Source organism: Enterobacter sp. A8 (assembly GCF_004296595.1).
GTDB lineage: Bacteria > Pseudomonadota > Gammaproteobacteria > Enterobacterales > Enterobacteriaceae > Enterobacter > Enterobacter cloacae.
In genome coordinates this window covers 730,539-744,749 of the sequence record NZ_SCMF01000002.1, presented here as the reverse complement: position 1 = coordinate 744,749, position 14,211 = coordinate 730,539, and the positions used below count along the sequence as shown (strand labels likewise).

Here is a 14,211-nt window from a genome sequence, read left to right as displayed (position 1 = left end):
GGGTGAGGGGAAAATGTCACCCAATACTAAACGGATCCGCATCCTGCCATGCGGGGAACTTCTCGCGATACTCCTTCAGCGCCGTCAACGACAGCTCGGCATCAATGCGCGTCGCCTGATGCGGTTCGGCGGTGGCGATGATCTCGCCCTGCGGATTCACCACCCGGCTATCGCCCCGGTAGTGATGTCCGTTGCCGTCTGTTCCCACGCGGTTACACCCCACCACGTACGCCTGGTTTTCAATTGCGCGTGCCACCAGCAGCGACTGCCAGTGCAGGGAGCGCGGCGCAGGCCAGTTGGCGACATACAGCGCCAGGTCGTAATCGTTGCGGTTGCGCGACCAGACCGGGAAGCGCAGGTCGTAGCAGACCAGCGGCAGAATACGCCAGCCGCGCCATTCAAACACCACGCGTTCGTTGCCGGCTTGATAATGATGATGCTCATCGGCCATGCGGAACAGGTGGCGCTTATCGTAAAAATGGACCTTCCCCTCCGGCTCAACCAGCAGGAAGCGGTTCACCGGGCCGCGTTCCGTTTGCAGGGCGGCGCTACCGGCGATCAGCGCGTTGGTCTGCTGCGCTTTGGCGTGCATCCAGGCGACCACCTCATCCTGCGGCATCGACTGTTGTGCGGCTTCCATCGCGAAGCCCGTGGTGAACATCTCCGGCAGGACAATCACATCGCGCCCGGTAATGCCTTCCAGTTGACGATCAAAGTGGCGCAGGTTGGCAGGGCCATCCATCCACACTAAAGGTTGCTGCAAAATAGAAATCTTCAGACCAGGCACAATTCAGACTCCTCAAACGACCCTTTTTGACACTGTAGCACGACATAAAGAGAAAAGATGGCAATAAAAAACCCCGCACGTGGCGGGGTTTTTCAGGACGAAACGCGTTAAGCGGCTTCAGGTTTGCGGTGTTTCTCCGGCAGCTTTACCGGCTGTGTTGCCAGCTCGTCCGGTTCGAAATCATCGACGTTAATGCTGCGCAGACGGCTCTCTTCGGCTTTCACCAGGAGTGCGGCTTCGCTGTTGTCAATGATGCCACCCGCCAGTGCCTGTTTCGCCAGTTCATCCAGGCGGGTAAACGGCAGGTTTTTGCCCAGCTGTTTACAGATCTTCTGGTGAATCGGGTCGGCGGCCATCACGTCCAGCAGCGCCTCTTCCAGCAGACCCACCGGGTTATGTGGCGTTGGCGCCAGATACTGACCTCGGCCGATACGTGAGCGGGTTGCACTCGGTACCTGCAGGATTTTCGCCACTTTATGATCCAGCTTGTCAGACGGCGCCAGATGATGACGACCGGTTGGGAAGATCGCCACGCGCAGGGCACCTGCCACCAGACGGTTAGGGAAGTTCACCAGCAGATCGTCAATCGCCTGCTCGGCCTGATACAGCGCATCCTGCACCCCCCAGTGCACCAGCGGCAGATCCGCTTCCTGACGGCCTTCGTCGTCGTAGCGTTTCAGTACCGCAGAAGCCAGGTAGAGCTGGCTCAGCACATCACCCAGACGGGCAGAGATGCGCTCGCGACGCTTCAGGCTACCGCCCAGCACTGCCATGGAGACGTCGGACAGCAGCGCCAGGTTGGCGCTCAGCCGGTTCAGATGCTGGTAATAACGTTTTGTCGCATCATGGGTTGGCGTGGCGCTGGTCAGCCCGCGGGTCAGACCCAGCCAGAAGCTGCGCACTTTATTGCTGCCTACATGACCGATATGTTTGAACAGCAGCTTGTCGAAGGCATCCACGTCGTTGTTCTGCGCGGCGGCCATCTCTTCCAGCACGTACGGATGGCAGCGAATCGCCCCCTGGCCGAAGATCATCATGCTGCGGGTCAGGATGTTTGCCCCTTCTACGGTGATGGCGATCGGTGCGCCCTGATAGCCACGCGCCAGGAAGTTGCCTTCGCCGAGCATAATGCCTTTACCACCTGCGATATCCATTGCATCAATGATCGACTGCTGTGCGCGGTGGGTGCAGTGGTACTTCACAATCGCGGACAGTACGGCCGGTTTTTCACCCAGCATAATGCCGTAGGTAATTAACGACGCGGCGGCATCCATCACGTAGGCGTTGCCTGCGATACGCGCCAGCGGCTCTTCGATCCCTTCCATCTTGCCGATGGAGATTTTGAACTGACGACGGATGTGCGCGTAGGCACCAATCCCCATCGCCACCGATTTCAGCCCGCCGGTTGAGTTCGACGGCAGGGTAATGCCGCGACCAACGGACAGACATTCCACCAGCATACGCCAGCCCTGACCGGCCATTTTCGGCCCACCGATGATGTAATCAATCGGGACAAAGATATCCTGACCGCGGGTCGGACCGTTCTGGAACGGCACGTTCAGCGGGAAGTGGCGACGACCAATTTCAACGCCCGGGGTAGAGGTGGGGATCAGCGCACAGGTAATGCCCAGATCTTCTTCACCACCCAGCAGTTTTTCCGGGTCGGAGAGTTTAAACGCAAGGCCCAGCACGGTAGCGACAGGCGCGAGCGTAATGTAGCGTTTGTTCCAGGTCAGGCGCATACCCAGCACCTGTTCGCCCTGCCATTCGCCCATGCAGACTACGCCGGTATCCGGGATGGCGCCTGCATCGGAACCCGCTTCCGGGCTGGTCAGTGCGAAGCATGGAATTTCCTGACCGCGTGCCAGACGCGGCAGATAGTGATCTTTCTGCTCTTTTGTACCGTAATGCTGCAGCAGTTCGCCCGGGCCTAAGGAGTTAGGTACGCCCACGGTGATCGCCAGGATCCCGGAGACGCCAGCCAGTTTTTGCAGCACGCGAGCCTGAGCGTACGCGGAGAATTCCAGACCGTCATACTCTTTTTTGATGATCATCGCGAAGAAGCGATGCTCTTTCAGGTATGCCCACAGCTCCGGCGGCAGGTCGGCCATTTCATGGGTGATGGCAAAGTCATTGGCCATACGGCAGGCTTCTTCTACCGGGCCGTCAATAAAGGCTTGTTCTTCCGCTGTCAGACGCGGCTGCGGGTAGTTATGCAGTTTTTTCCAGTCCGGGTTGCCCTGGAACAGATCGCCTTCCCACCAGGTGGTACCGGCGTCAATCGCTTCTTTCTCGGTGCGCGACATCGGTGGCATCACTTTGCGGAAACCTTTGAATACCGGCGCGGAGATCATCGACTTACGCATCGGGGCAAAGTTAAACGGCAGAAGGATGATGGCCAGCGGCACTAAAAGCCAGATATTCCAGAGACCTGCGACGCCAAGCGCAGCCGTCCAGGCCAGAAGAATCAGGCTGCTCAGGAATAAACTTACACGGTGATAGAACAGCACACCGAGCAGGACAACGGTTGCGAGAATGCTCAAAATCATCATAAAGAAAAGCTCCCTTGCTTGTAGGAGGTCTGACCACTTGTGATGATATGGTTGTAGTTGATGTTATTTCCTTTAGCAATGTGTTTACAAAATAATTACAACCTGGTTCACATTGTTCGTTTGTTTGCCGGCACGAAAACGCAAAACGTCAGACGATTCGCATCCCTTTAGCTTCTCGCTTTTATTGCTATCCGGTACACTCCACTGTGTTATCTCATCAATACTGAAGGATTATCCTCATGTACCAGGATCTTATTCGTAACGAACTGAACGAAGCGGCGGAAACGCTGGCTAACTTTCTGAAAGATGATGCCAATATTCACGCTATTCAGCGCGCGGCGGTCCTGCTGGCCGACAGTTTCAAAGCCGGTGGCAAAGTGCTCTCCTGCGGTAACGGGGGGTCCCACTGCGACGCTATGCACTTCGCAGAAGAGCTGACCGGGCGTTATCGTGAAAACCGTCCGGGCTACCCGGCGATTGCGATCTCCGACGTGAGCCATATCTCCTGCGTGGGCAACGATTTCGGTTACGACTACATCTTCTCCCGCTACGTTGAAGCGGTTGGTCGTGAAGGTGACGTGCTGCTGGGTATCTCCACTTCGGGCAACTCTGGTAACGTGATCAAAGCGATTGCGGCGGCGCGTGAAAAAGGGATGAAAGTCATCACCCTGACGGGCAAAGATGGCGGTAAGATGGACGGTACCGCGGACGTTGAAATCCGTGTTCCGCACTTCGGTTATGCTGACCGCATTCAGGAAATTCACATCAAAGTGATCCACATCCTGATCCAGCTGATCGAAAAAGAGATGGTTAAGTAAGGCTTCGCTGGGGGGCACCGGTGCCCCCCGCAGTTGTGGAGTGGAGGTAATCTATGTGCGAACTGCTCGGGATGAGCGCCAATGTGCCAACCGATATCTGCTTTAGTTTCACCGGGCTGGTACAGCGCGGTGGGGGAACCGGGCCGCATAAAGACGGCTGGGGTATCACCTTCTACGAAGGCAAAGGGTGTCGCACGTTCAAGGATCCACAACCCAGCTTTAACTCACCGATTGCCAAACTGGTGCAGGATTACCCCATTAAATCCTGTTCGGTAATCGCCCATATTCGTCAGGCAAACCGCGGCGAAGTGGCGCTCGAAAATACCCATCCGTTTACCCGTGAGCTGTGGGGCCGTAACTGGACCTACGCGCATAACGGGCAACTTACGGGCTATAAGTCGCTGGAGACCGGTAATTTTCGCCCGGTTGGCGAAACCGACAGCGAAAAAGCCTTTTGCTGGCTGCTGCATAAGCTGACAGAGCGTTATCCGCGCACCCCTGGCAACATGGCGGCGGTATTTAAATATATTGCGTCGCTGGCGTCTGAACTGCGCGAGAAGGGCGTGTTTAACATGCTGTTGTCTGACGGGCGCTATGTGATGGCGTTCTGCTCGACGAATCTCTTCTGGATCACCCGTCGTGCACCGTTTGGCGTGGCAAAACTGCTCGATCAGGATGTGGAAATTGATTTTCAGAAAGAGACCACACCAAATGATGTGGTCACTGTTATCGCCACGCAGCCGCTGACCGGCAACGAGACCTGGCAGAAGATTATGCCAGGCGAGTGGGTGTTATTTTGTCTCGGGGACCGTGTAATTTGATGCCAGCTGTGGGTGGACAACTTCGTGGCTCAGCGGTTTGCTGACCACATAACGGCCATCCACAACCGAGACGACAGGCGGCTTGTGCGTCTGCTCGAAATAGTCATAGCCCGGTTTTAGCTGTTTCCAGAAATCCGCGTAGTAAGAGTACTTGTGACGCGCCATGTTGGCATCGGTCATGCGGAACGGATAGATGCTGACCTGAACGTTTGGCTGACCAAAGACCAGTGCGCCCGTGACAAACTGGAAAATCTCATCAATGCCGGAATCGGTCATCGCGTAACAGCCGATGGACACACAGGCACCGTGGATCATCAGATATTTACCTTCGTAACCGTGCGCACGGTCAAAGGCATTCGGGAAGCCGATATTAATCGCTTTATAGAAACGGCTATCCGGTTTTAGCTGGTTACGCTGAACGTTGTAAAACCCTTCCGGGCTTTTGAAATCGCCCTGACGCTGTTTTGGCCCCAGACCACCGGAGTAGTTACAAATCTTGTAGCTGTCGAGCAGCTGATATGTCTCACCCATTTTCACAAACAGGTCGAGTGTGCGTTCTTCCTTGAAGATTTGAATATAAACGGGGGATCCCATTAGCTGCTGTTTATATTCTTTGCTCACAGGCGTGGTTGAACTGTTGCTGCTGAGCAGCCCGGCAAACGACACGCACGGAATCAGGAGCATCGCAATGAACAATGCGATTTTACGCATACTACAAGTTCCTTGATAAAACTAAGACCAACTTGCCAGAACGGCAAAAGAGACCCGAAATCAGATTAATCTGTTAGGAGCGCTCACATTAGCACCGCTATAGATTTTCGCAAGAGCGGAGCTGTTAGTTTACAAATTAGTTTTACTTTATAACCCATCAAAATCGCGCTGGCTCCAGGAACTTTGCGTATCAGTTCGCAATTTGACACCTGCAGCTGAGTTTTATCTGCCCGGAAAACGCCGGAAATGGTACACTTCACGCCCTCAGAATAGTTGTTCACGGAAACTTGCTAACCACATGTTTAAAATAAGAAAAGGACTTGACCTGCCCATCGCAGGCGTGCCCGAACAGCACGTTTCGGCAGGCGCAAGCGTTCGCCATGTTGCCATTCTGGGCGACGATTACGTGGGGATGCGCCCCTCAATGCTGGTCCAGCAGGACGATCGCGTCATTAAAGGGCAGGCGCTCTTCGAAGATAAAAAAAATCCCGGCGTGATGTTTACCGCCCCTGCCAGCGGCACCGTTGTGGCGATCAACCGTGGCGAACGTCGCGTGTTGCAGTCGGTGGTTATCCGCATTGAAGGGGATGAACAGCGTGAGTTTGCCCATTATGAGGCCGCAGACCTCGCGGCGTTGAGCCGTGAAACCGTTCAGGCGCAACTGCTGGACGCCGGTTTGTGGACCGCATTTCGCACACGCCCTTTCAGCAAAACGCCTGTGCCTGGCACGGTTCCGGCCGCTATCTTCGTTACGGCAATCGACACCAACCCACTCAGTGCAGACCCGCAGCCGGTTATTCTGGCACAACGTCAGGCCTTTGATGCCGGGCTGACCGTTCTCACGCGGCTGACGCCCGGGAAAGTCCACGTGTGCCAGGCCAGTGCCGGTAAACTTGGCGGCCATCCGCAGGGACAGGTGACGTTTAATGAATTTGCAGGCCCGCATCCGGCGGGGCTGGTGGGAACGCATATTCACTTCCTTGAGCCGGTCAGCCTGACAAAACAGGTCTGGCACCTTAACTATCAGGACGTGATTGCCATCGGCAAACTCTTTACCACCGGTAAGCTCTGCACAGAGCGAGTGATCGCGATTGGCGGGCCGCAGGCGGCAAACCCGCGCCTGGTGACAACGCTGTTGGGGGCGGATATCAATGAACTGCTGGACGACGAAACCAAAGCGGGTGAAAACCGTCTGATTTCCGGTTCGGTACTCAGCGGCCGTCATGCCGTTGGGCCGCAGGCCTATCTGGGACGCTTCCATCTGCAGGTGAGCATTGTACTGGAAGGGCGTGAGAAAGAGCTCTTTGGCTGGGTGCTGCCAGGTGCAGAAAAGTATTCCGTCACCCGCACCACGCTCGGCCACTTCCTGCGTCATAAGCTGTTCAACTTCTCCACCAGCACAAACGGCGGTGAGCGCGCCATGGTGCCGATTGGCAACTACGAGCGTGTTATGCCGCTTGATATTCTGCCCACCGTGCTGCTGCGCGATCTGCTTGCCGGGGACACCGACAGCGCCCAGGCGCTGGGTTGCCTGGAGCTGGACGAAGAAGATCTGGCGCTCTGTACCTATGTCTGTCCGGGAAAATACGAATATGGACCGGTATTGCGCGAGGTGTTAACCCGCATTGAGCAGGAAGGATAACCATGGGCTTAAAACACCTCTTTGAAAAAATAGAGCCGCATTTTACCGAGGGTAAACTGAAGAAGTACTACCCGCTGTATGAAGCGACGACGACCATTTTCTACACGCCAGGTCTGGTGACGAAAGGCGCGGCGCACGTTCGTGACGCCATCGACCTGAAGCGAATGATGATTCTGGTCTGGTTTGCCGTCTTCCCGGCAATGTTCTGGGGCATGTACAACGTGGGGCTGCAGACCATTCCGGCGCTGCATCATCTGTACGATGCTCAGCAACTGGCGCAGGTGATCCAGTCTGACTGGCATTACCGTCTGGCACAGTCGCTTGGCGTAAGTTTTGCCCCAGACGCGGGCTGGATCAGCATGATGACGCTGGGGGCGGTGTTCTTCCTGCCGATCTACATCACGGTATTTATCGTGGGTGGGTTCTGGGAAGTGCTGTTTGCCATTATTCGTAAACATGAGATCAACGAAGGCTTCTTTGTTACTTCCATTCTGTTTGCCCTGATTGTCCCGCCAACGTTACCGCTCTGGCAGGCCGCGCTGGGGATCAGCTTTGGTGTGGTCATCGCGAAAGAGATCTTCGGGGGAACCGGGCGTAACTTCCTCAACCCTGCGCTGGCAGGGCGTGCGTTCCTGTTCTTTGCCTATCCGGCGCAAATCTCCGGCGATCTGGTCTGGACCGCTGCGGACGGCTTCTCTGGGGCGACACCGCTTTCACAATGGGCGGCGCACGGCGGTGAAACGCTGGTGAACAATGCGACAGGCCAACCCGTGACCTGGTTTGATGCGTTTATGGGCAACATCCCGGGCTCCATTGGGGAGGTCTCCACGCTGATGATTTTGATTGGCGGGGCGATCATCCTGTTTGGTCGCGTGGCCTCCTGGCGGATTGTCGCCGGTGTCATGATCGGCATGGTGCTGACTGCCACACTGTTCAACCTTATCGGTTCCGCCACCAACCCGATGTTCTCCATGCCCTGGTACTGGCATCTGGTGCTGGGCGGTTTCGCCTTCGGCATGATGTTCATGGCCACCGATCCGGTTTCTGCTTCCTTTACTGACAGAGGGAAATGGAGCTATGGCGTGCTCATCGGGGTGATGTGTGTCCTGATTCGTGTGGTCAACCCGGCCTATCCGGAAGGGATGATGTTGGCCATTCTGTTTGCCAACCTGTTTGCACCACTGTTCGATTATCTGGTCGTGCGCGCCAACATTAAGCGGAGGAAGGCACGTGGCTGAAATCAAAAATAACGACAGCATCGGCAAAACGCTGCTGGTGGTGCTGGTCCTGTGTCTGGTCTGTTCCATTGTGGTGGCTGGTTCTGCCGTGGGGTTAAAGCCGCGACAGCAGGAGCAGCGCGCGCTGGATAAACAGCGCAACATCCTGGCCGTCGCCGGGCTGATGCAGGAAGGGATGAGTGCAGACGATGTGTCGGCCGTCTTTGCTGAGCGCATCACCGCGCGTCTGGTGGATTTAAAAACGGGCCAGCTGCTGGATAAAGATCCGGCGAAATATAACCAGGCGTTGGCATTAAAAGACCCGCAGATGAGCATGACGCTGGACGCATCTCAGGATCCGGCGGGCATTAAGCGTCGCAGCAATCTGGCTGAAATCTACCTCGTACGTGATGAGCAAAAACAGGTGCAGGAAGTGGTGCTGCCCATCTACGGCAACGGCCTGTGGTCAATGATGTACGCCTTCGTGGCGCTTGATACGGATGGCCGCACCGTGAAAGGCATCACCTACTATGACCAGGGCGAAACGCCGGGGCTTGGTGGTGAAGTGGAGAACCCTAACTGGCGCGCGCAGTTTGTCGGGAAGAAAGTGCTCGACGACAGCGGAGCGCCTGCGCTGAAGGTGATGAAAGGGTCTGCGCGTCCTGACGATGTCTATGCCGTTGACGGGCTATCCGGGGCCACGCTCACCTCCAAAGGGGTGCAGCACAGTTTTGATTTCTGGATGGGCGAACTCGGTTTTGGTCCTTTCCTGAAAAATGTACGTGAAGGAGCGCTGAACCATGGCTGATACGGGTGAACTGAAAGAAGTTAAAAAGGTGCTGATTGGCCCACTTTTAGCCAATAACCCGATAACGCTGCAGGTGCTGGGTGTGTGTTCAGCCCTGGCGGTGACCACCAAGCTGGAAACGGCGGTGGTGATGACGCTGGCAGTAACGCTGGTTACCGCGTTTTCCAGCATGTTTATCTCGATGATCCGCCACCATATCCCCAACAGCGTGAGGATCATCGTGCAGATGGCGATCATCGCCTCGCTGGTGATCGTGGTCGATCAGCTGCTGCGAGCCTTTGCCTATGAAATATCGAAACAGCTTTCGGTATTTGTGGGCCTGATTATCACCAACTGTATCGTGATGGGACGTGCAGAAGGCTATGCCATGAAAATGCCCCCGCTGGCGAGCTTTATGGACGGCATCGGCAACGGCCTCGGCTACGGCGTAATCCTGCTGTCCGTAGGGTTCCTGCGTGAGTTGATTGGCAGCGGTAAGCTGTTTGGCATCACGGTGCTGGACACGGTACAGAACGGCGGCTGGTATCTGCCAAACGGCCTGTTCCTGCTGGCTCCAAGCGCATTTTTCATTATCGGTTTGCTGATCTGGCTGATTCGTACCCTGAAGCCAGAACAGCAGGAAAAGGAGTAACCGACAATGGCTCATTACCTGAGTTTATTTGTGCGCGCGGTGTTTGTTGAAAACATGGCGCTCGCGTTCTTCCTCGGCATGTGTACGTTCCTTGCCGTGTCCAAAAAGGTATCGACAGCATTTGGCCTGGGCATAGCGGTTACCGTGGTGCTTGGCCTGTCGGTGCCGATCAACAACCTGGTGTACAACTTTGTCCTGCGCGACAGCGCGCTGGTGGAGGGGGTGGATCTCAGCTTCCTGAACTTCATCACCTTTATCGGTGTGATTGCGGCGCTGGTGCAAATCCTTGAGATGATCCTTGATAAATATTTCCCGTCACTCTACAACGCGCTGGGGATCTTCCTGCCGTTGATCGCGGTGAACTGCGCCATCTTCGGTGGCGTCTCGTTTATGGTTCAGCGTGATTACAACTTCAGCGAATCAATTGTGTATGGTTTCGGCTCCGGGATCGGCTGGATGCTGGCTATCGTCACCATGGCGGGGATCCGCGAAAAAATGAAATATGCCAACGTGCCTGCAGGCCTGCGTGGCTTAGGGATCACCTTTATCACCACCGGTCTCATGGCGCTGGGCTTTATGTCCTTCTCCGGTGTGCAGCTATAAGGGCTAACTGATGGAAATTATGCTTGGCGTGGCGATGTTCACGCTGATTGTACTGGTGCTGTCGGGGTTGATTCTGGTGGCGCGTGCGAAGCTGGTGAATTCCGGCGATGTCATTATCGATATCAACGATGAACCGCAAAACCAGATCCGCACGCCAGCCGGCGATAAACTGCTGAATACGCTTGCTGGCAACGGCATCTTCGTCTCTTCGGCCTGCGGCGGCGGTGGCTCCTGCGGGCAGTGCCGCGTAAAGGTGAAAGAGGGCGGTGGCGATATTCTGCCCACTGAGCTGTCGCACATCACCAAGCGTGAGGCGAAAGAGGGCTGCCGTCTGGCCTGCCAGGTCGCGGTGCGCCAGAACATGAAAATTGAACTGCCGGAGGAGATTTTCGGCGTTAAAAAATGGGAATGCGAAGTTATCTCCAACGATAACAAAGCCACCTTTATCAAAGAGCTTAAACTGCGGGTGCCTGAAGGAGAGAGCGTTCCGTTCCGGGCGGGGGGCTATATCCAGATTGAATGTCCGGAGCACACCGTAGCCTACGCTGACTTCGATGTGCCTGACGAATACCGTGCCGACTGGGATAAATTCAACCTCTTCCGCTTTGTCTCTGAGGTTAAAGAGCCCGCGCTTCGTGCTTACTCCATGGCGAACTACCCGGAAGAGAAGGGTATCATCATGCTTAACGTGCGTATCGCCACGCCGCCGCCAGCGGTACCGCATGCGCCGCCGGGCATCATGTCATCGTATATCTGGTCATTAAAACCGGGCGACAAGGTGACCATCTCCGGCCCGTTTGGCGAGTTCTTTGCGAAAGAGACCGATGCCGAAATGGTATTTATCGGCGGTGGTGCAGGAATGGCGCCGATGCGTTCGCACATCTTCGACCAGCTCAAGCGGCTTGGCAGTCAGCGTAAAATTAGCTTCTGGTACGGGGCGCGTTCGCTGCGTGAGATGTTCTATGACGATGAGTTCGAACAGCTGGCGCGTGAAAACCCTAACTTCACCTTCCATGTGGCGCTTTCCGATCCGCAGCCGGAAGATAACTGGACCGGCCATACGGGCTTCATCCACAACGTGCTGTATGAAAACTACCTCAAACAGCATCCTGCGCCGGAAGACTGCGAGTTTTATATGTGTGGTCCGCCAGTGATGAACGCCGCCGTGATCAAGATGCTTAAAGATCTGGGCGTGGAAGATGAGAACATCCTGCTGGATGATTTTGGAGGCTGATGATGCTGACGTTTCTGGCAACCTTCGCGGTCTTTGTACTGGTCATATTCGGCATGTCGTTAGGCTGGATCATCAAGCGCAAAAGCATTCAGGGCAGCTGCGGTGGGATCTCGTCCATTGGCATGGAAAAAGTCTGCGACTGCCCGGAACCGTGCGATGCCCGTAAAAAAAGGATGGCGCGGGAGCAGCAGCGCCGAATTTTGTAAATCGCGACGTAACGATAACAGCAGGCCGCATTATTGCGGCCTGCTGGCTTATTTAGCCCACGCTTTTGCGGCGGCGGGCGAGTCGACCATCACCGCATCCGCCTGCAGCGCCTCTGCCTTTTTATAATCTTCGGCGGTGTTCACGCCCAGCAAGATAACGTGACTGTTGCCCTGCGAGCGGAAACAGTCCATGGATTCTTTATCCCAGGTGAGGGTTGAGCGGGACACCCCTTCACCAAGGGTAAATTTCTCAACCACGTCAACGGTTCTGTTCAGCTCTAGCGCGTACCAGTACTCCTGCATCGTCTGCTCTGGTGGCAGGCACTGGTGGCTCAGCGATACCGTTACCAGCCGGGAGCGCGTTTCACTGCGGGTAACAAAGCGTGGGATTGCTGCCGGAAGCGAGGCAAGATAACGGTCCTCAGTAGAATAAACCCTCACCCGCCCCAGACTCTGGGTCTCATTAAGCACCGCAAGAAGCGCTTTTCCCATCGTGGCCGGATCGGCATCAGGTGATTTGATATCAATATAAAACCGGGTTTGTGGCCAGGTTTCCAGTACGCTTTTCAGGGTGGGGATCGTCACCCCTTTGCCACGCCACGGATGGGTTTCACCGCCCCAGCTCCAGCCAGCGTCAACTGCCGATAACTCCGCAAGCGTGTAGTCCGAGATTTTGCCTGTTTTGTTCGTCAGCGCTTTTAAATCAGAAGGACGATACAGGACCGGAACGCCATCTTTACTGAGCTGCACGGTTATCCAGACTGCCTGAGCCTGATTCTCTAAGGCCAGTTTGATCGCTTGTGCTGTGTTTTCTGGCGCATCGGCTGTTCCGCCCCGGTGGGCAACGATCTGTGGGCCAGCGAAGCTCGTTCCCGTCACGAGCAGCAGAGAGAGCGCGAGTATTTTTCTCATGAATTTATATCCTTATTCACATAAAAAATTAATATATACAACAAGTTACGTGTTGTTTTTTGTATCATATTTTTATGACAAATAAGAGAAGGTAAATCTGCTGTCGCATTTTTTAGACTTTGATATACTGTATATAAATACATGTGTGGTGGTCGTAATGCGCAAAATAATCCATGTCGATATGGACTGTTTTTTTGCCGCAGTGGAGATGCGTGACAACCCGGCGCTGCGGGATATTCCTATTGCCATTGGCGGTAGCCGTGTCCAGCGCGGTGTAATCAGCACCGCCAACTATCCTGCGCGCAAATTTGGCGTGCGCAGCGCCATGCCTACCGCCATGGCGCTTAAGCTTTGTCCTCATCTCACGCTTTTACCCGGTCGCTTTGAGGCGTACAAAGAAGCGTCCCTGCATATCCGCGAAATCTTCTCTCGCTACACCTCACTGATTGAACCTCTGTCGCTGGACGAAGCTTATCTTGATGTCACCGACAGCGTGCACTGTCACGGCTCCGCGACGCTGATGGCGCAGGAGATCCGCCGGACTATCTTCCAGGAACTGAATCTGACCGCGTCGGCAGGTGTCGCACCGGTGAAATTCCTCGCCAAAATAGCGTCCGATCTCAACAAGCCCGACGGTCAGTACGTTATCACCCCGGAAGAGGTCCCGGCGTTTTTAAAAACGCTGCCGCTCGGCAAAATCCCGGGTGTAGGCAAAGTCTCTGCGGCAAAGCTGGAAAGCATGGGGTTGCGAACCTGCGAAGATGTACAGCGCAGCGATTTAGCCATGCTGCTTAAACGCTTCGGAAAATTTGGCCGCGTGCTGTGGGAGCGCAGTCAGGGGATAGACGAGCGCAGTGTCAGCAGCGAGCGGCTGCGAAAGTCGGTTGGAGTTGAACGCACACTGATTGAAGATATTCATGACTGGTCTGAATGCGAAACCATCATTACGGAGCAGCTCTATCCTGAACTGGAACGGCGCTTAATCAAGGTCAAACCGGACCTGCTGATTGCCCGTCAGGGCGTGAAGCTTAAGTTCAATGATTTTCAGCAGACGACTCAGGAGCACGTCTGGCCGCGCCTGAATAAAGAGGATCTCATCGCGACGGCGAAAAAGGCCTGGGATGAACGTCGGGGCGGGCGAGGGGTCAGGCTGGTGGGGTTACACGTTACCTTGCTGGATCCGCAGCTGGAACGTCAGCTGGTATTGGGATTGTAAAAAGGCCGGTGGCGCGACGTTGTTCACCCTCTCCCTTTGGGAGAGGGCTGGGG

14 protein-coding genes are annotated in these 14,211 nt (G+C 55.4%); 10 read left to right on the top strand and 4 right to left on the bottom strand.

The features are described from left to right. Positions 1-16 precede the first annotated feature (16 nt). Both EQV24_RS11645 and fadE read right to left on the bottom strand, forming a co-directional pair. The gene (locus EQV24_RS11645) at positions 17-787 is read right to left on the bottom strand and encodes an amidohydrolase (protein ID WP_029882429.1); all 771 of its coding nucleotides are present in this window, start codon (positions 785-787) and stop codon (positions 17-19) included. A gap of 107 nt (positions 788-894) precedes the next feature. Then, positions 895-3,339, bottom strand: a complete 2,445-nt coding sequence (gene fadE, locus EQV24_RS11640) for an acyl-CoA dehydrogenase FadE (RefSeq protein ID WP_130626615.1) — start codon at positions 3,337-3,339, stop codon at positions 895-897. A 239-nt stretch (positions 3,340-3,578) separates the two neighbouring features. On the opposite strand from fadE, the gene lpcA reads away from it, so the two are divergent. Then, positions 3,579-4,157: a D-sedoheptulose 7-phosphate isomerase gene (gene lpcA, locus EQV24_RS11635; protein WP_013095727.1), complete on the top strand. Its 579-nt coding sequence runs from the start codon at positions 3,579-3,581 to the stop codon at positions 4,155-4,157. Positions 4,158-4,210: 53 nt separating this feature from the next. Beyond that, positions 4,211-4,978: a class II glutamine amidotransferase gene (locus EQV24_RS11630; protein WP_013095728.1), complete on the top strand. Its 768-nt coding sequence runs from the start codon at positions 4,211-4,213 to the stop codon at positions 4,976-4,978. Here the strand turns inward: EQV24_RS11630 and dpaA are convergent. After that, entirely contained in the window at positions 4,949-5,689 is a 741-nt protein-coding gene (dpaA, locus tag EQV24_RS11625) for a peptidoglycan meso-diaminopimelic acid protein amidase (RefSeq protein ID WP_013095729.1), read from the bottom strand. The two genes, EQV24_RS11630 and dpaA, sit on opposite strands and share 30 nt — an antisense overlap. 298 nt (positions 5,690-5,987) lie before the next feature. On the opposite strand from dpaA, the gene EQV24_RS11620 reads away from it, so the two are divergent. The 7 genes from EQV24_RS11620 to nqrM are packed head-to-tail and all read left to right on the top strand — an operon-like array spanning position 5,988 to position 12,030. Next, positions 5,988-7,331 carry a Na(+)-translocating NADH-quinone reductase subunit A gene (locus EQV24_RS11620; protein WP_130626614.1) on the top strand — a complete coding sequence of 448 codons (1,344 nt, stop codon included), beginning with the start codon at positions 5,988-5,990 and terminating at the stop codon, positions 7,329-7,331. Positions 7,332-7,333: 2 nt separating this feature from the next. Continuing rightward, entirely contained in the window at positions 7,334-8,569 is a 1,236-nt protein-coding gene (locus EQV24_RS11615; protein ID WP_013095731.1) for an NADH:ubiquinone reductase (Na(+)-transporting) subunit B, read from the top strand. Then, a complete protein-coding gene (locus EQV24_RS11610) occupies positions 8,562-9,356 on the top strand; it encodes a Na(+)-translocating NADH-quinone reductase subunit C (RefSeq protein WP_013095732.1) in 795 nt (264 codons plus the stop codon). The genes EQV24_RS11615 and EQV24_RS11610 overlap by 8 nt, the downstream gene beginning before the upstream one ends. Beyond that, a complete protein-coding gene (locus EQV24_RS11605; protein ID WP_013095733.1) occupies positions 9,349-9,987 on the top strand; it encodes an NADH:ubiquinone reductase (Na(+)-transporting) subunit D in 639 nt (212 codons plus the stop codon). The genes EQV24_RS11610 and EQV24_RS11605 overlap by 8 nt, the downstream gene beginning before the upstream one ends. Before the next feature lie 6 nt (positions 9,988-9,993). Further along, complete coding sequence (nqrE, locus tag EQV24_RS11600; protein ID WP_013095734.1) at positions 9,994-10,590, top strand: NADH:ubiquinone reductase (Na(+)-transporting) subunit E; 597 nt, start codon at positions 9,994-9,996, stop codon at positions 10,588-10,590. 10 nt (positions 10,591-10,600) lie between these two features. Then, positions 10,601-11,824: an NADH:ubiquinone reductase (Na(+)-transporting) subunit F gene (gene nqrF, locus EQV24_RS11595; RefSeq protein WP_013095735.1), complete on the top strand. Its 1,224-nt coding sequence runs from the start codon at positions 10,601-10,603 to the stop codon at positions 11,822-11,824. Then, positions 11,824-12,030, top strand: a complete 207-nt coding sequence (gene nqrM / locus EQV24_RS11590; protein ID WP_020686315.1) for a (Na+)-NQR maturation NqrM — start codon at positions 11,824-11,826, stop codon at positions 12,028-12,030. The genes nqrF and nqrM overlap by 1 nt, the downstream gene beginning before the upstream one ends. A 48-nt stretch (positions 12,031-12,078) precedes the next feature. Here nqrM and EQV24_RS11585 read toward each other — a convergent pair whose 3' ends face one another. After that, positions 12,079-12,942: a glycerophosphodiester phosphodiesterase family protein gene (locus tag EQV24_RS11585; RefSeq protein ID WP_062856084.1), complete on the bottom strand. Its 864-nt coding sequence runs from the start codon at positions 12,940-12,942 to the stop codon at positions 12,079-12,081. 157 nt (positions 12,943-13,099) lie between these two features. Between EQV24_RS11585 and dinB the strand changes: the two genes are divergently transcribed. Continuing rightward, positions 13,100-14,158: a DNA polymerase IV gene (gene dinB, locus EQV24_RS11580; protein WP_013095738.1), complete on the top strand. Its 1,059-nt coding sequence runs from the start codon at positions 13,100-13,102 to the stop codon at positions 14,156-14,158. The last annotated feature ends 53 nt before the right edge of the window (positions 14,159-14,211 follow it).